A 19,323-nucleotide genomic window follows, 5' to 3' on the forward strand; every position below is an offset into this window, starting at 1 on the left:
ATGTCGTTACCAACTTCCTTAAATCAATCCCTTGTCGAACGCCTTGAATTTGTACATCAGCACTTACCTACGCCCCCAGGTTTAGTGGTTGAGGGTCGGTTGGTGCGTATGGTGGGGATGACGTTAGAGGTGGTTGGTACCTATGCCCCGATAGGCGGACGCTGTAAGGTATTGCATCCGGGTGGTGAAGCGGTAATTGCGGAGGTTGTTGGGTTTAATAATGACCGTTTATTTTTGATGCCGGTAGGCGAAACCCATGGACTAGCACCGAATGCGCGTGTCATACCTTTGAGCGGTGGGGTAAAGATTGACGTTGGCTTTTCGATGTTGGGGCGGGTGATTGATGGTCGTGGACAACCGTTGGATGGTAAGGGTGGGCTAGTGGCTGACGGGGCGGTGTCATTAGCGGGCACGCGAATCAATCCGTTACATCGTCAGCCTATTACGAAGCCTTTGGATGTCGGTGTGAAGGCGATTAATGCCTTGCTGACATTGGGTCAGGGCCAGCGTTTGGGGTTAATGGCAGGCACAGGGGTGGGTAAAAGCGTGTTGCTGGGGATGATGACACGCTATACCAGTGCCGATATTGTGGTGGTGGGGTTGATTGGCGAGCGTGGGCGAGAGGTCAATGATTTTGTGCGTCATAATTTGGGTGTCGAGGGGTTGAAGCGTGCTGTGGTCGTGGCGACGCCAGCGGATGATCCGCCTCTTATGCGTATGCATGGTGCGATGTTGGCGACAGCTATTGCTGAATATTTCCGTGATCAAGGCTTGAATGTACTCTTGTTGATGGATTCGCTTACCCGCTTTGCACAAGCTCAGCGCGAAATCGCATTGGCGATTGGGGAGCCGCCGGCCAGTAAAGGTTACCCGCCTTCTGTCTTTGCTAAGTTGCCGCAGCTGGTTGAGCGTGCAGGTAATGGGCGAGAGGGCTCGGGTTCGATTACGGCGATTTATACGGTGTTGGCTGAGGGCGATGACCAGTCTGATCCTGTTGTGGATTCAGCGCGTGGTGTATTGGATGGCCATATCGTGCTGTCGCGTGCTATTGCCGACTCAGGACGTTATCCGGCGATTGATATTGAATCGTCGATTAGTCGTGTGATGATTGAACTTATTTCTAAGGAACAGTATGCAAAGGCGCAGTTGTTTAAAAAACTGTATTCACTGTATCAGCAAAATCAAGATTTGATTAGTGTCGGTGCCTATCGTCGTGGCGCGAATCCAGAGGTGGATGCCGCGATTGCCAAGCACCCACAGTTGATGGCTTTTTTAAGTCAATCGATTGATGAGCGTTTTGACTTTACGCAAAGCCTGATGGCGTTAAATAAAGCGCTGGCTTAGCGCGGGGGTGGGGATTAGGTGAGCCGTTTAGTGCGTCTGAAACTGTTGGTAGATTTAGCGGAGCAGGAGCTGGATAAGGCCCAGCTTACACTTAAACAGCTGAGTACAAATCGTGATATGACCGCACAGCAGATTGAGGATTTAAAAAGTTACCGTCAAGATTATATGGCAAGACTCACCGCCAGTGGCACGATGTTGCCGATTCAATTGAGCACGACACAGGCCTTTATTAATCGCTTGAATCAGGCGATTGAGGGGCAGCAGAAGCAGTTAGAATCACAGCAGACCCTGTGTGAGCAGGCGCGTGAGCAGTGGTTGGAAAAACGCGTTCGGCTCCAAGCTATGCAGAAATTATATCAGAAGGTGGAAAAGCAGGTGGTGTATGCCGAAAATCGTGTAGAGCAAAAAATGCTGGATGATCTTGCGGCACAAAATTTCAGACGTTAATTGATTAAATATTATCCCGGATATTTTATAAATTCGCGTGATGATCGCGCAGGATATTGGTTTCCCAGTGCTTTTTTCGAAGGAGCGCTGTAGTTATTCATACAGCCGACTGAGAAAAAAGTGCTGGGGAATCAATAGACAAGCGAGGGCGCGTGAACTTTATGAAATGTCTGGGTTATTTTAGGCATAACTATTGCTTTAGCTTGAATAATAAAGATAACCTCTTATTTTGTGAAGTGTAATGGACGTATTAACCCAGCAAATCAATAGACCTAAGCATGATGTGGCCTTCATGGGCGAATATTTAACAGGCACGACGGATCTTTCAGCGGAGTCCTATGCGCTGGTGTTTGCGCATTATGTCGCGAATCAGGGTCATGCGGCTTCTCTCTCCTCTGGTCCCAGCTTGGATGACAAGCAAGCATGGGTTCGAGAAGGGGGGGGCGATGTCGATTTAGGGGGGGCAACCCCATCGGTTTTGATGCGCGATTCGGTCGCTAGCGATAATCTAGCTGAAACGTTATCGGATTGGTTTTCATCACAGGGTTTAGCTACCGAGGCGTTTCATTTTTCACCTACGCCACAACCAGGCCTGGTGGCGGCGCAGGGCTTAGAGGCTAAGGTTGATACGCCGTCGGTGATGGCGGGAAACGATTCCTTTGCGGTGTGGTCGGCGTCTGATTTAGTAAGTGACTTGAACGACAATGCGCTAAATGTACCGTTAATGCCTGCGGTAGAAGCGAATGAACCGCCGCGATTAACTCCGCCTGTTGTTCCACAACCCGGCCTGGTTACGGCGCAGGGGCTCGATGATGGGGTGGCGCCCTTGTCGGTTGAAGAAAACGCATCCTCGGCATTAACCTCGCCTGTTATTCCACAACCCGGCCTGGTTACGGCGCAGGGGCTCGATGATGGGGTGGCGCCCTTGTCGGTTGAAGAAAACGCATCCTCGGCATTAACCTCGCCTGTTATTCCACAACCCGGCCTGGTTACGGCGCAGGGGCTCGATGATGGGGTGGCGCCCTTGCCGGTTGAAGAAAACGCATCCTCGGCATTAACCTCGCCTGTCGTTCCACAATCTGGCCTGGTTACGGCGCAGGGGCTCGATGATGGAGTGGCGCCCTTGCCGGTTGAAGAAAACGCATCCTCGGCCTTAACCTCGCCTGTTGTTCCACAACCTGGCCTGGTTGTGGCGCAGGGGTTCGAGGGTGTGTTGAGTTCAGCGGCTTCGGATTCGCGTTCAGTCGCCTTAAGCCCTGTGTCGGCGGCGATGCTGCCACCGCGCACTGTCCTTGGGCAGGTGGCAGCGACACCGACAGTGAGTGCGGCGGTATCGGCGGCGGTATCGGCGGCGGTAACCGGTTTACAAAATAGTCAAACCATGGCCGATGGCTTTATCGCACAAGCACTCCAATCGGATGTGCAAAAAACAAGCACCGCTTCAGGCATGACGTCCCATTTAGCCATGGTGGCCCAACAGGCGCAGCAACAAGCAACGATCTTGGGCCAGCAAGTGATGCATACACAAGTGAAGACATTGGGTGAGGGCGAGGCTGAAAAAAGCCCTTTGGCCACTGACAGTGCCTTGCTTGTTGATAGCACATTAAAGTCTGGCCGTTCGTCAGTGCCGAGTTTGGCTTCTGTGCATTATCCATTGAATCATCAGAAATGGAATGAGGCGATGGGCAAGCGTGTGGTGTTTATGGCGAATCATAATATTCAGTTAGCACAAATTAGTTTAAATCCAGAAAAGTTAGGCCCAATCCAGTTAAAATTGCACATCGATCGTGATCAGATGGTCAGTGTATCAATGAGTGCGCATCACCTTAGCACCCGGGAAGCACTGGAGGCGGCCATTCCGCGTTTAAAAGAAATGCTTTCTGAAGCGGGGATTGGGTTTGATCATATTGATGTCCAGGAAGACGCGGTATTTGATCAGTCACGAGAACAGGCTTTATCAGGCGGAGCCGATGCGCATGCCTCTGAAGAGGTTGAAGGGGATGCGCAGCTTATAACACAAGAACAAAGTAATAATTTAATTGATTTTTATGCTTAGGAGAGAGAGATGAAAAAAAATGTATCGTTTTTGATGATGGTGTTGGGCGCGCTGCCGTGGGTTGCGCAAGCCGATACCGGCATGTCAACGGGGTCGATGGTCGGTTATATCATTATCGCTGCAGGTGTGACGGCGGTGATCGCGAGTTCGTTGGTGTATTTGGTTTGGTGTAATAAATCTGGAGTGTGTGATCAGTCGGAGTTGGTTGATGAAATTAAGTCCATGTCAGATGACAAGCGTTTTGATCAGTTAGTTGCGGCACAAAACACAGATCCAAAGCTGGTGCGTGCGATTAATAGTTTGCTCAAAGAGGCACAAAGAGAGGCGCAGAAAGCGCTCGACCATCGTCAAAAAGAGTTGGATGGTGCGCAACAAGCCTTGCGTGAAGCTCAGCAGGAGTTGGCAAGTTATCAGGCGCGTGCGCAAGACTTAGAGAAGCAGGTGACGCAATTAAATCAAGCGCTCGAGTCCGCACAAGAGGAGATGATGAATGCGCAGCAACTCTCCTCTTCAAAATCGGCAACACAAGCCCTGGATATGAGTCAAATTGTGACACTGTCTGAACAGGTTGAGATGGCGGTGAAGGATATGAGTAAAGGCACGCAAGAGGGAACAGGCTCTGTGCAAAAAGTCATTACCGAAGTGGGTGGCCTGACGGATGAAGTGACGCGTGCAACCAGTGTGATTAAGCAGTTGGAGTCGGATAGTAGTAATATCGGTACGGTGTTGGTGTTAATTCGTGATATTGCTGAACAGACCAATTTGTTGGCATTAAATGCGGCCATTGAGGCGGCGCGTGCGGGTGAGCATGGACGTGGCTTTGCGGTTGTGGCTGATGAGGTACGTATTTTGGCTGGTAAAACACAGCAGGCAACAACCGAGATTCAGGCCATTATTGAAGGGCTTCAGCAGCGTGCACGCAGTGCGGTGCAAGTGATGGAGAACGGTCAAGAGCGTGTTGAAACGACGCAAGCGCAAGCCCAGCGTGTGAGTGAGTCCTTGCAGAAAATTTCAAATTCGTTGGCGCAACTTGAAGTGGCACAGCGTGCGTTGAGTGATGTTGTGAAGTAGTAAAACCCCTTCTTATCTCTCTCTTCATCTTGCCCTGTTTTGTTCTGTTGATGTACGTCACAGAATAAAATGGGGTTTTTTAATGGTAAATAATGAAACACAGCCTCAAATCTTTGTGCCTTTCGATTAAAATAGCCTAAAGTTAAAGGTGGCGTTTCAGTTATTGAGATGTTTTTGGTCAAAATCTAAAATAACGAATAGGAAGTTAAGCATGGCAAAAGAAGAAAAAGTGGAACAAGATGAGAAAAAAGGCGGCGGTAAAGGTTTAATTATTGCCCTGTTGGTGGTGATCATTCTTTTACTGGTGGGGGTTGCCGTAATGGCAACATTGATGTTGACCTCGGGAGATGGGGCTGATAAACCTAAAAATCCAGAGCAAGAGGTGATGCAGTACTCGCCAACTTTTAAGCAGTATGCACAGCCACGTGCCGGAACGCCACCCGCCTATATGGAAATGAAGTTTGTTGTGAATTTTCGTGGTGAAGGGCGAGCGCGCTTTATTGCGGTTGACCTAAATATTATGTCACGTTATCCTGAAGTAATGGAGGATATGGAGCATTTGCGTCCGATTTTACAAAATGATATTCAAATGCTATTGAGACAGGTTACTTATACAGAAATTAGTGCGGATGATGGGCAGGAAGTCGTTAGACAGCGCATTCTTGAGGCCACCAAAAAAGTCGCCGAAGAGAATGGCATTTTCCCTGACTTGATTGCTAATATTTTTATTACCCGTTTTGTAACACAGTAGTTAGGTTAATTAATGGATGATATCCTAAGTCAGGATGAGGTTGATGCGCTCCTGCGAGGAATGGGGGATGGGGATGTTGAGGCTGAAAATGATGATTTAGCCGATTCGGGTGTCGCCAAAACCTTTGACTTTACGAATCAAGAACGTATTATTCGTGGGCGTTTGCCCGCGTTGGATATCATCAACGAACGTTTTGCACGCGGGTTTCAACGTCACTTCAATGAAATGATTTTGTCTACTGTTGAGGTGGCGGCCGGTGAGGTCAAAATCATTAAAATGATTGATTATCTGCGCAACTTATTTGTGCCTACTAGTCTAAATATTTATCGTATTGAACCCCTGAATGGGGTTTCTTTGTTTACGCTGGATTCAAAGTTGATTTTTACGGCGGTCGATATTTATTTCGGCGGCACCGGTTTATTACCCTTTAAAATTGAGGGGCGAGACTATACACCGGTTGAAATGAGCATGATTAGAAGTATTCTCGATATCGCGAATGAAACCTTGCGCAAAGCTTGGGCACCTGTGATGGATATTGAGGTGGACTATATGCATTCGGAGATGAATCCGAAGTTTGCAGCCATTGTGGATGCAACCGATATGATTGTGATTAGCCCGATCAATGTGCGTTTTGAGGGTGTCGAGGGGCGCATAGATATTGTGATGCCTTATGCGATGCTTGAGCCCGTGCGTGAGAAGCTTGAAGAAGGCATGCAGAATCTTCAGGGTGATGGCGATACGCACTGGTCAAAAACACTGCGTGAAGAGGCGAAGAATATTGAGGTCTCAATGAGCGTGAGCTTAACCGAGATAACCATGATGATGCAGGATATATTGCAGATGGAAAAAGGCGATATTATTCCGATTGAGATGCCTAAGCAAGTGTCGCTGAAGGTCGAGGATATTCCGATTGCGCGAGGAAAGGTGGGCGTGAGTAACAATAAAAAAGCCATTAAGCTACAAGAAATAGTTCATCATCCTGCCTACACAGATAGAATCATAGATAACACGAGGGATTGGTTTAATGAGTGAGCAAGATGAGTTAGATGCCTGGGGGGATGCGCTCAAGGAGCAGGCCGAGTCGGAAGGTGGGGAAGACGATCCTTGGGCGGCCGCATTGAGTGAGCAAGCCGAAGCCGAAGGCGGGGGTGGCGATGAAGAAGACCCTTGGGGCGCGGCCTTAAAAGATCAGGCGCAAGCGACTAAAAAAGCACCACCGCCTAATGCGAAAGCGGCCGCGTTTGAGTCGCTAAACTATACACAAGGCGATGGCAAAAAGGTTGACTTGGATGTGTTGCTTGATATTCCTGTGACCTTGCAACTGGAAATTGGGCGCACGAAGGTGCCTATTCGAAGTTTGCTTTCTTATACGCAAGGCTCGGTGATCGAGATGGATCGATTAGCCGGAGAGCCGCTGGATTTGTTAGTCAACGGTACATTGATTGCCCACGGTGAGGTGGTGGTGGTCAATGATAAATTTGGCGTGCGTTTAACGGATGTGATTAGTCCGCAAGAACGTATTAAAAAACTCAGATAAATGGGGTGTTTAGCGTGATAGGATGGTTGCGATCGGCTGTTGCCGCGTTTTTGATGGCTGGATCAGCATGGGCGTTGGCGGATACGCCCGCGCCCTTGAGTGGCGGGGCGTTAATTAAGCCTTCGGACTATCTTGGTCAAATTTTGGTTTCACTCACGTTGGTATTGTTAATTATATTTGTCGGCGCTTGGCTATTGCGTCGTTTTGGACGATTTGCTAGTGTGGCGGAGGGGCAGTTAAGTGTACTGGGTGCGTTATCTGTCGGGCAGCGTGAGCGTATTATGCTGGTGCAAGTGGGGCGGGAGCAGCTATTGATTGGTGTAACAAGCAGTCGTATTTCAACGTTACATCGCCTAGAGACCCCCATTAACCTTGATGATACCGATACCCAGCCGGGCCCATCAGGTCAAACGATGGCAGAATCTTTCGCCAAACGACTGCAGGCCGCTATGACACAAAGAATGACGCGTGAAGATCGTTAAGTTTTTTTTATTTTTAGCCGTCGGGTTATCGCCCTTGTCGGCTTATGCCATGCCTGGTATTCCGGCGTTTACGGTGGAAACAGATGCGGATGGTAATCAAGATTACACGCTAACGTTGCAGATTTTGCTGTTGATGACAGGCTTGACCCTGTTGCCAGCGGCGCTCATCGCGACCACTTCATTTTTGCGCATTATCGTGGTGTTGGCGTTATTGCGCCAAGCGTTGGGTACTATGCAAACACCTTCAACCCAAGTTTTGATTGGTTTGGCGTTGTTCTTGACCTTGTTTATTATGTCACCCGTGCTGGATCGCATTTATCAAACGGCTATTGACCCTTATCTTGAGGAGCAAATGGATTTTCGCCAAGCCGTCGAAACCGCTATGGTACCGATGCATCAATTTATGATTGAGCAAACGCGTGAAACCGATTTGGCGATGTTTGCTGAAATGGCCGGCGTGGAGCTATTGGAGCCAACTGAAGTGCCGTTACGGATTTTAGTGCCCGCATTTATGACTAGTGAACTAAAGACGGCATTCCAAATTGGGTTTATGATTTTTATTCCGTTTTTGATTATTGATCTCGTGATCGCCAGTTTATTAATGGCCATGGGGATGATGATGTTATCGCCGATGATTATTTCGTTGCCGTTTAAAATTATGTTATTTGTTTTGATTGATGGTTGGGCGCTGGTGATCGGCACGTTAGCTAATAGTTTTGTGGTTGTAGGAGGAACCTAATATGACACCAGGACAGGTATTGACCTTGGGTCAAAGCATGCTAGAGGTTGTGGCATTGCTTGCGGCGCCTTTACTCATTCCAGCGTTAGCGGTGGGTTTGTTAATCGGTATGTTTCAGGCGGCAACGCAAATTAACGAAATGACTTTAAGTTTTATTCCAAAGCTAGTGATAGTTGGCGCTGCTTTAATCATAGCGGGCCCTTGGATGTTGACTACTTTTCTTTCTTATACCATTGAGTTGTATATGAATATTCCCAATCTAATAGGCTAGTTGTGTCTTTTACCTATCACGAATATTTACAGTTGATAGGCTTGTATTTTTGGCCGTTTGTACGCATTGGCACCATGTTATCGATTATTCCGTTATTTGGTATGAAGGGCGTGCCTGTCAGGTCACGCTTGATATTAACCCTGGTGATTACCTTGGCCGTCGCGCCTTTGTTACCCTTGCCACCGCCCGTTGACCCATTTACCTGGCAAGGTTTGTTGTATATGATGCAGCAAGTTTTAATTGGTTTGGCGATGGGGGTTATTTTTTTGGTGGTGTTTCAAGCTTTTGTGCTCGCCGGCCATATGATTGCGATGGCGATGGGCTTGGCTTTTGCCTCAATGGTGGATCCGGCTACGGGCGTAAATGCACCGGTCGTATCTCAATACTTTACGATTATGGCTACCTTGTTGTTCCTGGCACTGGATGGTCACATTATGGTGATCTATGCGGTGGTGGAGAGCTTTTATCTATTGCCCGTCGGCAGTCATTTTTTGACCGCTGAAAGCATGCAGTTGGTTGCCCAGTTTGGAAGTACGATGTTTAGCGCTGGAGTCTTGATTGCGTTGCCAGCGATTACGGCTTTATTGTTGATCAATATTTCATTTGGTGTGATCACGCGCGCCGCGCCTGCGCTCAATATCTTTGCTGTGGGCTTCCCTATTACGCTAATGGCGGGCTTGGTGATGCTGATTTTTACTACACCAATGTTATTGCCGCATTTAGAAGAGTTGTTGATGCGCGCGTTTAATCGCATTCATATGTTGCAATTAAACCCATAGAGGATGCTTAGATGGCAGAGAGCGAAGACGGCCAAGAAAAATCCGAAGAACCCTCCGAGAAAAAGCTCCGTGAGGCCAGAGAGAAGGGGGATATTGCGCGCTCGAAAGAGTTGACCACTTTTTTAATGGTCATTTCTGGTGCGTTGTTTTTGTATTTCTTTGGCCCGCAAATGATTGCCTCGTTTGAAATGATTATGATTGGTGGGCTCAGTTTAGAGCGTGATCATGCCTATGATACTAAGAAAATGCTGGACAATAGCCTTGGTATTGTGGTCGCCTCGATTATGATGATATTGCCATTTTTGTTGTTAATGGCGTTTGTAGCGATTGTTGGCTCATCGTTGTTGGGCGGTTTTAACTTTAGTACCCAAGCGATGGCGCCGAAGTTCAGTAAGTTGAATCCTGCTAAAGGGCTGAAGCGTATGGTCTCGATGCAGGCACTGATGGAACTGCTCAAGGCGCTGGGTAAGTTTGGTTTGGTTTTAGCGGTGGCGGTGGCATTTTTGTGGTACACCTTTGCAGAGGTGGTATCCATTGGCGCGCAGTCATTGCATGTTGCGTTGGCGCATTCGGCGAAAATTATTATTGAGGCTTTTATTTTGGTTAGTCTGGCATTGATTGTGATCGCTATCATTGATGTCCCTTTTCAGGTTTATCAACATACTGAAAAACTGAAAATGACCAAGCAGGAAGTAAAAGAGGAGTATAAACAGCAAGAAGGTAATCCGGAAGTTAAGGCCCGTATTCGTCAAATTCAGCGGGAGATGTCGCAGAGGCGCATGATGCAGCGTGTACCGGATGCGGATGTGGTTATTACGAACCCAACCCATTATTCAGTGGCATTGAAATATGATCCCGATACCATGGATGCGCCGATTGTGCTGGCGTTAGGTATCGACTTTATGGCGGCCCAAATTAGAACGGCCGCCCGTGATAATCATATCCCGATTGTCGAAGCACCGCAATTAGCGCGTGCTTTGTACTATAATTCCGAGGCTGAGCAGCCTATTCCGCATGCGTTGTTTAAAGCCGTGGCGGCGGTGTTGGCTTATGTATTTGCGTTGCGTGATAATAAAAAACAATCGTTGGATGTATCAAAGCTTGATATTCCAGCTAACTTAAAAACTGAGCCTTAATGAAAAGCATAGCATTTATTCATGGATTTTAAGCAGTTATACCAGATTTTAAAGCAGTGGTTTAAGCGCGGGTTAGGTGCACCGATTGCGATTTTGTCGTTGCTCGGTATGATAACTATACCCTTGCCTGCGATTTTGCTTGATATCTTTTTTACGTTTAACATTGTGTTGTCGTTAGTGATTCTTATGGTCACGGTCTATGCGCGGCGCGTGTTGGATTTTGCTGTATTTCCAACGGTGATTTTGATTGCGACCTTATTTCGTTTATCACTTAATATTGCTTCAACGCGGGTTATTTTGCTTGAAGGTCATAATGGTGGTGATGCGGCCGGTAAAGTGATTGAAGCCTTTGGTGAATTTGTTATTGGCGGCAACTATGCGGTTGGTTTGGTGGTGTTTGCTATCTTGGTTATTATTAACTTTGTAGTTGTCACCAAAGGCGCAGGCCGCGTAGCGGAGGTAAGTGCGCGCTTCACGTTGGATTCGATGCCGGGTAAGCAAATGGCGATAGACGCGGATTTGAACGCCGGTCTGATTACGCAAGAGCAGGCGCAAGAGCGACGTAAGGAAATTACGGCGGAGGCTGACTTTTATGGTTCGATGGATGGTGCCAGTAAGTTTGTGCGTGGGGATGCGATTGCCGGTATTATTATTTTGCTGATTAATATTGTCGGTGGGTTTGCGATTGGTGTGGGTCAGCATGGTTTGAGTTTTGGTGAGGCGGTTGAAATTTATACCCTATTAACCATAGGGGATGGCTTGGTGGCACAAATTCCCGCCTTGCTTTTGTCGTCGGCCACCGCGATTATCGTGACGCGCGTATCGGGTGATCAAGAGGATATGGGGCAGCAGCTAGAAAACCAGATGTTTTCTAGCCCGCAGGCACTCGGTGTGACGGCGGCGATTGTAGGCGTCATGGGTGTGATTCCGGGTATGCCTAATTTAGCCTTCTTGTCTTTTGCTATCTTAGCTGGGTTGGGTGCTTATTTTATCTTCAAAAATCAACAAAAACAGGCTGTCAAAGAAAAGACCCAAATTAAGCCAGATGCGCCGCAGGATACCAAGCCGGCGGAGTTGAGTTGGGACGATGTTCAGCAGGTCGATGTATTGGGTTTGGAGGTCGGTTATCGCTTGATTCCAATGGTGGATACCAGTCAAAATGGCCAGTTGCTAGAGCGTATTCGTGGCGTGCGGCGCAAGGTGTCTCAGGAGTTGGGTTTTCTTGTGCCGCCAGTGCATATTCGCGATAATTTGGACTTAAAGCCAAATCAGTATAGAATCATGCTGATGGGGGTGCCTTCGGGTGAATCTGAAGTCACGCCCGAGCGTGAAATGGCGATTAACCCTGGGAGTGTATATGGCGATATTGCCGGTACACCGACGAAAGACCCTACCTTTGGTTTAGACGCAGTGTGGATTAATCCGACGGATCGAGACCAAGCCCAAGCATTAGGTTACACGGTGGTTGATGCGAGCACGGTGATTGCAACGCATGTGAGTCAGGTGATACAGGATTATGCGCCTGATTTACTGGGGTTTGATGAAACCCAGCAATTGCTCGATAAACTCAAGAAAACATCACCTAAATTGGTGGATGAGTTGATCCCTGATCAACTCTCATTAGCGGCGCTGGTAAAGGTGCTGCAGAGTTTATTGGACGAAAAGGTTTCTATTCGTGACATGCGCTCTATTGTCGAGGCTTTATCAGAAAAGGCATCGCAAACCCGTGACCCGGCTCAATTGGTGATGCATGTCCGTGCGGCCTTGGGTCGTTCAATCGTGCAAGATATTGTGGGTATTAATGGTGAGTTGAAGGTGATTACACTCGAACCTTCTTTGGAGCAGTTGCTGATTCAGGCTACGCAAGGTGCGCCTGATGGACAATTGGCGATTGAGCCAGGTTTGGCCGAGCGTTTACATGGTACCTTAAAAGAACAGGCCCAAAAACTCGAAATGGAAGGTCAACCAGCGGTGTTGTTGGTGGCACCACAAATACGCGCGCAGTTAGCGCGATTGTTTAAATACAGTTTAGCTAGTCTGCATATATTGGCTTACTCTGAAGTACCGGAAAATAGACAAATTAGTGTAGTGGCAAATGTGGGAAATAACTAGTCCGATAGGAGTTTCGGCTTGAAAATGAAACGATATATTGCGCCTACTATGCGGCTCGCGATGGCGAAAGTGCGTGAAGAACAAGGTGCAGATGCAATCATTATGTCGTCCAGAACCGTCGCACAGGGTGTGGAAGTGGTGGTGGCGGCAGAGGCAGATAGTGTGACAGCCTCGGCATTGACGCGTCGCTTTGTGCCGCCAGTTGAACCGCCAACTGCTGCGTCGGCGCATCACCACCAGGCTGATCTTGAGCGTATGTCTTCGGAGATTCAGGCGGTAAAGAAATTACTTGAGCAGCAGCTTTCGGGTTTGGCCTGGGGGCAAAATGAACTGGCAGAGCCTCATAAGGTTGATTTATTAAAAAGATTAATGCGGCTGGGGTTAAGTTGGGAACTGTGTCAACAGCTAGTACAGAATGTAGAGCAAGGTGCTGACCAGGCCTGGTCATTTATTTTGCAAGACATGGAAGGTATTATCCCAAAGGTCGAGCGCGATATTATAGAGTCAGGCGGCATTATTGCACTAGTTGGGCCGACAGGTGTTGGTAAAACCACAACGATTGCCAAAATCGCGAGTCGCTTTGTGATGCGTTATGGTGCGAATGAATTAGCCTTGATTACAACGGATTGTTATAAAATTGGTGCGCAAGAGCAGTTGCGTACCTTTGCTGATTTAATCGGTGTACCTGTTTATGTGGCGAACACGCAAGGTGAACTCTATGCCTTGTTGGATGCATTGAGCAAAAAACGTTTGGTATTAATTGATACGGCGGGGATGAGTCAGCGCGACTTACAGCTGTCTCAACAGTTAACCTCGGGTCATGCTGGAGCGGATAAGGTACGAAATTATCTTGTATTATCCGCCGCTACACAGCTGAATGTGATGCGAGATATTGTAAACTCATTTGGTAAAGTGATATTAAAGGGCTGTATTTTAACCAAGTTGGATGAAGCATTGCAGCTAGGTAATGTGATCAGTGTATTGATTGAGTCGCACTTGCCTATGGTGTATGTTTCGGTGGGGCAACGTGTGCCTGAAGACTTGCAGAAGATGCAGCCTGCAGAGTTGATAGATCGCGCGGTGATGCTTGGACAGCAAAATCCGATTGCGATTGATGATCAGCTTTATCGTATGGGGATGTTAAAGGAGTGGGTACATGGTCAATGATCAAGCCGCTGGCCTACGTGCGATGCAAGGTGCCAAAAAACCGTCTGCGACTACGCAAGCTCAAGCGCGGCCTGAAGCGCTAAATACGGCCTCTAAACCTGTTCGTGTTGTCACGGTGGCCAGTGGAAAGGGGGGCGTGGGCAAAACGAATTTATCGGTGAATTTAGCGATCTGCTTGAGCCAGCTTGGCGGTCGTGTGCTCTTGATGGATGCCGATATGAGTTTGGCGAATGTGGATATTATGCTAGGTTTACAGACGCGTTATAACTTATCACATGTGCTAGATGGTGAAAAAACACTGGCCGAAGTGATTGTTGAGGGACCTGCCGGTATCCGCATTATACCGGCGGCATCCGGTGTTAAACGCATGTCACAATTAAGCGCTTTGGAGAATGCTGGCATTATTAATGCTTTCTCTGCGTTATCAGATGATCTGGATGTGTTAATTGTGGATACGGCGGCAGGGATTGCCGATAGTGTGGTGAGTTATTGTCGCGCGGCACAGGAGGTCATTGTGGTGGTGTGTGATGAGCCGGCCTCCATTACGGATGCCTATGCATTGATAAAGGTATTGAGTCGTGATTATAAAATTACGCGTTTTCGTTTGGTCTCTAACATGAGTCGATCACCGGCACACAGTCAGCGTCTGTATGAAAAGTTTGCGCGTGTGTGTGAGCAGTTTTTACAGGTGCGTATTGATTTTTTTGGCACAGTGCCTTTTGATAATGCCTTGCGCGATGCTGTACAAAAACAAAAACCTGTCACCTTGTTGCATCCGTCAAGCCCATCGGCGCAAGCCTTTGGTGCGATGGCTAAAAAGTTACAAACATGGCCTTTGCCTACCGGCGTGAATGGCTATTTACAATTTTTTGTGGAAAAGTTGTTTAATCGATCTAAAGAGCCGCGGAGTGAATAATTAATGAGGGGCACCCATTTATATAACCAAGTGCAATCAAATTGTAATCGTGCCGGTTCAGCTGTTGAGCAGCATTTGCCCTTGGTTAAAAAAATTGCCTACCATTTAAAGGGGCGATTGCCTGATAGTGTATTTGTTGAAGATCTTATTCAAGCGGGTGTGATTGGTTTGATTGAGGCACTGCAAAAGTATAGCGCTGACCAAGGCGCTAGTTTTGAGACTTACGCTGGTATACGTATACGTGGTGCGATGCTGGATGAAATTCGTAAAGGTGATTGGACGCCACGTTCTGTGCATCGTAAGTCCCGGGAGGTCAGCGAAGCAATACACCAGGTGGAATCCCGTTTAGGGCGAGAGGCACGCGATAGCGAGGTAGCTGAGGCGATGGGGCTTACCCTGGAGGAGTACCATCATATTCTGATGGATACGAACTGTGCTCATCTTATGTCGATTGATGAGCCTGATTCAGATTTTCTTTCTGAAGGGCAAATTGATGGGCATGGTGCCTCGCCTTTGGCTATGTTGACCGAGGCCGGTTTTAAAGAGAATTTAGCGCAATTGATTGCGGAGTTGCCGGAGAAAGAGGCGCTGGTTATGGCGCTTTACTATGATGAAGAGTTGAATCTTAAGGAGATAGGCTTGGTCTTGGAGGTGTCTGAGTCGCGGGTCAGTCAAATTCATAGCCAGGCGATTAAGCGTCTTAGGGCGCGAATGAGTGATTGGTTGTAATCTTCATCTTAAGGGTTTCGTTTCTAAGTGAGAATACGTGTTAAAATAGCAAGCTATGTTGATAAATGTTATTCAGGGATAAGGGTATGAGTATAAATAGAGATATGAAGATTTTGGTGGTAGATGACTTTTCTACTATGCGTCGTATAGTCAAAAACTTGCTTAAAGAGTTGGGTTTTAGTTATTTTGATGAAGCGGATGATGGTGCTACCGCTTGGCCTATGGTGCAGACGGGCAAGTATGATTTTATTGTGAGTGATTGGAATATGCCGCAAATGACAGGCTTGCAGTTACTTAAAAATGTGCGCGCTGATGAAAAGTTAAAAGATACTCCGTTTTTACTCATTACCGCTGAAGCGAAGCGCAGTCAGATTTTAGAGGCGGCTCAAGCGGGTGTGGATGGTTATATCGTGAAACCCTTTACAGCGGCGACGTTAAATGCCAAGATTCAAAAAATCTTTGAAAGGCGTGGTGGCTAAATCTTAGCCGATTTAGTAAAAATACATTAATCAAATCTATGGGTGAGTCCATGTCGATAATCAGTCAAATAAAACAACAGGATGTGGCCGATCTGCTGGCGGCATTGCAAGCAGGTAATGAAGTGCAGGCTGCGCAGCTGCTGACTCAAATTACACAGAGTAATGAGCAATCGCTCTATCAGTCACTCGGGCAAATGACGCGCAACCTGCATGAGTCGTTAAAAGAAGTCGATGATATGGAACTGATGCAGCAAGTTAAGCATGATTTGCCTGACTTGAATGAACGTATTCATTATGTTTTATCTTCAACCGAACAGGCTGTTGATACAACCTTAACGGCCGCTGAGTCTATGGGTCAAGCCTTAGATAGTCTTGAGGGTTTGAGAGATAAGTTGAAACCTAAGCATGCGGCGATATTGGATGAGTCCCTCTCTCTTGTTAGTCAGCAGCTCAATGAAATTATGCAAGCCCAGTCTTTTCAAGATTTAACAGGTCAAGTGTTAAAGCGGATGTTGGTCGTGGTGGGGGCATTTGAACATAGCCTATTGGACTTGGTGCAGCGTGCGGGTCATAATTTAGAGGCCTTGCCCCCTCGTCAGGTCGATCAGCAGGCAGAGGATATGAAAGGTGTGGGGCCGGCTTCAACGGCGCGTGATAAAAATAAAACAGCACAAACACAAGATGATGTAGATGATTTGCTTGCCGACCTTGGCTTTTAATGTGTTTATTTAATATTTTATACTAGTTTTTACTTAATCTTCCGTCTTTTATTGCGGGGGTAAAATCGGTTGCTGGCACAGGCCTTGCTTTAGTAACGCTATTATTATTTAGTGTTTGCCATGAGGATATCAGCGTGGATGAGGAAATATTACAGGACTTTTTAGTCGAAGCAACCGAGTTACTTGATCAGTTAAATGAACAGCTGGTCGATCTTGAAAATTCTCCAGATGATTCTAATCTTTTAAATACTATTTTTCGTGGATTCCATACTGTTAAGGGCGGTGCCGGCTTTTTGGGTGTTAATCCATTAGTGCAGGTGTGTCATCGTGCTGAGAATGTGTTTGATAAAATCCGTAATCAAGATATTGCTTATGATGCCGATGTGGCGGACGTTATTCTGCGTGCTTTTGATCAGGTGAGTCGGATTGTGGGGGAGCTTAATGATGGCATTCGCGAGTTCGATGATATTGATCCTGTGTTGCTAGCGCAACTGGATGCGATCGTTAAAGGCACCTCCGTGCCGGTAGACGAGCCTGATGATACAACCGGCGCCTCGGACGAGGCGCCGGTTGTACTGCAACTGCCTGAGGGGGTGGATCCCGATGGTGAAATTAGTGATGATGAGTTTGAAGCCTTGCTCAATCAGCGCGACATGTTGTTGGGCGAGCATACACTAAACGAAGAGACGCCGGTGTTGACCTTGCCTGAGGGGGTGGATCCCGATGGTGAGATCAGTGATGATGAATTTGAAGCCTTGCTCAATCAGCGCGATATGTTGCTGGGCGAGGTTTCCATGCCTGCTGATGATCCGCCGCCTGCGCCAAAAGAGCACGTCGTAGCGGTGCCCAAACCGGCTCCTGCTAAACCCGCGCCGTCTGTCAAACCCGAATCAACACCGCCTGCGGCGGCGTCCAAAGCCGCTGGTGAGGCAACGGTGCGTGTGGATACACGTCATTTAGATGCGATTATGAACCTGGTGGGTGAGCTTGTGTTGGTGCGCAACCGTTTGCTTACTTTGCGCTCTGCCGATGCCACTCAAGAAGATATAGCCAATGCGGTAGGCAATCTCGATCACGTTACCACGGATTTGCAAGCTTCGGTTATGAAAACACGCATGCAACCGGTTAAAAAAGTATTTGGTCGTTTCCCGCGTGTTGTCAGAGACCTGGCACGTAAGCTTGGTAAGGATATTGAGTTAGAGCTGGTGGGTGAAGAAACGGATTTAGACAAGGGCTTGGTTGAAGCTTTAGCCGACCCTCTAGTCCATTTGGTGCGCAACTCCGTTGATCATGGTATTGAGATGCCGGATGTCCGCGCCGATCAGGGTAAGGCGCGTGTTGGACGGATTGTGTTAGCGGCTGAGCAGGAGGGTGATCACATTTTGCTATCCATTACGGATGATGGTAAAGGCATGGATCCCGATGTTTTGCGTCGAAAGGCGGTGGAAAAAGGCATGATGGATGAGGCGACGGCCAATCAGCTTGAAGATAAACAAGCGTTCATGCTAATTATGGGTGCAGGCTTTTCTACGGCTGAGCAGGTGAGTGATTTGTCAGGCCGTGGCGTAGGCATGGATGTTGTTAAAAACATGATTACCAAGCTTAATGGCAGTATTGATATAGATTCTGCTGTGGGCGAAGGTACACGCATTCGTATTCGCGTGCCATTAACCTTGGCCATTTTACCAACACTTATGGTCTCCTTTGCTAAGGATAGTTATGCGATTCCTCTTACCAGTGTGCAAGAAATTTTTGATTTTGAAGAGGCTAATACCAATACGATTGATGGTCAAACCATGGTTCGATTACGCAAAAAAAGTGTGCCCTTGTTTTTTCTATCAGATTGGCTGACCCCCGGCGTGTATCGTGATAATCGCAAGGGGGATAAAGTGGTGATTGTATCGATTGGTAATCAACGTGTTGGGCTTGTTGTTGAACAGGTCAATGGTCAAGAGGAGGTTGTGATTAAACCTTTGGGTGTCATGTTGCAAAAAATTCAGGGATATGCGGGGGCAACAATAACGGGCAATGGGAGTATTGCACTTATTTTAGATTTGCCCGGTTTGATTGAGAGGTTTCAGTAATGATGAGTTCACTATCTGCTTCACGTGGCATGAATGACTTAGATGAAAATGGTTATTCAGCCGCCAGTGTGCGCTGTGTGCTTTTTAAGCTAGGCACAGAGGTTTATGGTATTAATGTAAAAAAATACGCGAAGTCTTGCGTGTGGGTCAAATTCGCCAAGTACCAGGGTGTAACTCCCAGGTCATTGGCGTGATTAATGTACGCGGCGTTATTGTAACGGTTGTGGATGCAAGACGCATTTATAATTTGGGTTCAAAAGAAGTGGATGACGATTCGCGTATTGTTATTATTGAAGTTGATGATGAGCGTTCGGTAGGTCTAATGGTCGACATGGTACATGAGGTAAAAGACATTCCTGAGTCCTGCGTGGATATGATGGCCGAAAACCGTGAGGGGCGCTCCGCTTATATTCAGGGTGTTGCGCATTACCAAGATAATGTCATTGTGCTGGTTGATGCGGATGTGATGTTTGCCTCCGCGTTGTAACGCAAGATCGCTAAACA

The 19,323-nt window shown here is 47.5% G+C and carries 21 protein-coding genes; all 21 read left to right on the top strand.

Annotated features, from left to right (window positions below):
- A complete protein-coding gene (gene fliI, locus NA59_RS05055; protein ID WP_044408985.1) occupies positions 1-1,344 on the top strand; it encodes a flagellar protein export ATPase FliI in 1,344 nt (447 codons plus the stop codon).
- Between the two features lie 18 nt (positions 1,345-1,362).
- On the top strand, positions 1,363-1,791 hold the full coding sequence (gene fliJ / locus NA59_RS05060) for a flagellar export protein FliJ (RefSeq protein ID WP_083944968.1): 429 nt from the start codon (positions 1,363-1,365) through the stop codon (positions 1,789-1,791).
- 241 nt (positions 1,792-2,032) lie between these two features.
- Positions 2,033-3,847, top strand: coding sequence for a flagellar hook-length control protein FliK (locus tag NA59_RS05065; RefSeq protein ID WP_044408990.1), 1,815 nt, complete (start codon positions 2,033-2,035; stop codon positions 3,845-3,847).
- A 9-nt stretch (positions 3,848-3,856) separates the two neighbouring features.
- Positions 3,857-4,918 carry a methyl-accepting chemotaxis protein gene (locus NA59_RS15685; RefSeq protein ID WP_044408993.1) on the top strand — a complete coding sequence of 354 codons (1,062 nt, stop codon included), beginning with the start codon at positions 3,857-3,859 and terminating at the stop codon, positions 4,916-4,918.
- Between the two features lie 211 nt (positions 4,919-5,129).
- Positions 5,130-5,669 carry a flagellar basal body-associated FliL family protein gene (locus tag NA59_RS05075; RefSeq protein ID WP_044408995.1) on the top strand — a complete coding sequence of 180 codons (540 nt, stop codon included), beginning with the start codon at positions 5,130-5,132 and terminating at the stop codon, positions 5,667-5,669.
- Positions 5,670-5,681: 12 nt separating this feature from the next.
- Complete coding sequence (gene fliM, locus NA59_RS05080) at positions 5,682-6,701, top strand: flagellar motor switch protein FliM (RefSeq protein WP_044408998.1); 1,020 nt, start codon at positions 5,682-5,684, stop codon at positions 6,699-6,701.
- Positions 6,694-7,206, top strand: a complete 513-nt coding sequence (gene fliN / locus NA59_RS05085; RefSeq protein WP_044409000.1) for a flagellar motor switch protein FliN — start codon at positions 6,694-6,696, stop codon at positions 7,204-7,206. Before fliM ends, fliN begins: the two co-directional genes overlap by 8 nt.
- Positions 7,207-7,220: 14 nt before the next feature.
- A complete protein-coding gene (fliO, locus tag NA59_RS05090) occupies positions 7,221-7,688 on the top strand; it encodes a flagellar biosynthetic protein FliO (RefSeq protein WP_052501473.1) in 468 nt (155 codons plus the stop codon).
- A 49-nt stretch (positions 7,689-7,737) separates the two neighbouring features.
- Positions 7,738-8,427 carry a flagellar type III secretion system pore protein FliP gene (fliP, locus tag NA59_RS05095; RefSeq protein WP_083944974.1) on the top strand — a complete coding sequence of 230 codons (690 nt, stop codon included), beginning with the start codon at positions 7,738-7,740 and terminating at the stop codon, positions 8,425-8,427.
- A 1-nt stretch (position 8,428) separates the two neighbouring features.
- Positions 8,429-8,698, top strand: coding sequence for a flagellar biosynthesis protein FliQ (gene fliQ / locus NA59_RS05100; RefSeq protein ID WP_044409003.1), 270 nt, complete (start codon positions 8,429-8,431; stop codon positions 8,696-8,698).
- A 2-nt stretch (positions 8,699-8,700) separates the two neighbouring features.
- A complete protein-coding gene (fliR, locus tag NA59_RS05105) occupies positions 8,701-9,477 on the top strand; it encodes a flagellar biosynthetic protein FliR (protein WP_044409006.1) in 777 nt (258 codons plus the stop codon).
- 11 nt (positions 9,478-9,488) lie between these two features.
- A complete protein-coding gene (gene flhB, locus NA59_RS05110) occupies positions 9,489-10,613 on the top strand; it encodes a flagellar biosynthesis protein FlhB (protein ID WP_044409010.1) in 1,125 nt (374 codons plus the stop codon).
- A gap of 21 nt (positions 10,614-10,634) precedes the next feature.
- A complete protein-coding gene (gene flhA, locus NA59_RS05115) occupies positions 10,635-12,725 on the top strand; it encodes a flagellar biosynthesis protein FlhA (RefSeq protein WP_044409014.1) in 2,091 nt (696 codons plus the stop codon).
- Positions 12,726-12,749: 24 nt separating this feature from the next.
- Positions 12,750-13,892: a flagellar biosynthesis protein FlhF gene (flhF, locus tag NA59_RS05120; protein ID WP_232504036.1), complete on the top strand. Its 1,143-nt coding sequence runs from the start codon at positions 12,750-12,752 to the stop codon at positions 13,890-13,892.
- Positions 13,882-14,808 (top strand): MinD/ParA family protein, encoded by a 927-nt coding sequence (locus tag NA59_RS05125; protein ID WP_044409020.1) that lies wholly within the window; start codon positions 13,882-13,884, stop codon positions 14,806-14,808. Before flhF ends, NA59_RS05125 begins: the two co-directional genes overlap by 11 nt.
- 3 nt (positions 14,809-14,811) lie before the next feature.
- On the top strand, positions 14,812-15,537 hold the full coding sequence (locus NA59_RS05130) for an RNA polymerase sigma factor FliA (RefSeq protein WP_044409022.1): 726 nt from the start codon (positions 14,812-14,814) through the stop codon (positions 15,535-15,537).
- A gap of 86 nt (positions 15,538-15,623) precedes the next feature.
- The gene (locus tag NA59_RS05135; RefSeq protein WP_083944969.1) at positions 15,624-16,016 is read left to right on the top strand and encodes a chemotaxis response regulator CheY; all 393 of its coding nucleotides are present in this window, start codon (positions 15,624-15,626) and stop codon (positions 16,014-16,016) included.
- 50 nt (positions 16,017-16,066) lie between these two features.
- Positions 16,067-16,735, top strand: coding sequence for a protein phosphatase CheZ (locus tag NA59_RS05140; RefSeq protein ID WP_044409028.1), 669 nt, complete (start codon positions 16,067-16,069; stop codon positions 16,733-16,735).
- Between the two features lie 134 nt (positions 16,736-16,869).
- Positions 16,870-18,819, top strand: coding sequence for a chemotaxis protein CheA (locus tag NA59_RS05145; protein ID WP_044409031.1), 1,950 nt, complete (start codon positions 16,870-16,872; stop codon positions 18,817-18,819).
- Positions 18,819-19,013, top strand: coding sequence for a hypothetical protein (locus NA59_RS15505; RefSeq protein ID WP_232504038.1), 195 nt, complete (start codon positions 18,819-18,821; stop codon positions 19,011-19,013). The genes NA59_RS05145 and NA59_RS15505 overlap by 1 nt, the downstream gene beginning before the upstream one ends.
- Positions 18,962-19,306, top strand: coding sequence for a chemotaxis protein CheW (locus tag NA59_RS05150; protein WP_232504033.1), 345 nt, complete (start codon positions 18,962-18,964; stop codon positions 19,304-19,306). Before NA59_RS15505 ends, NA59_RS05150 begins: the two co-directional genes overlap by 52 nt.
- Positions 19,307-19,323 lie beyond the last annotated feature (17 nt).

It is taken from the genome of Thiomicrospira microaerophila (genome assembly GCF_000934765.1).
GTDB classification, from domain to species: domain Bacteria; phylum Pseudomonadota; class Gammaproteobacteria; order Thiomicrospirales; family Thiomicrospiraceae; genus Thiomicrospira; species Thiomicrospira microaerophila.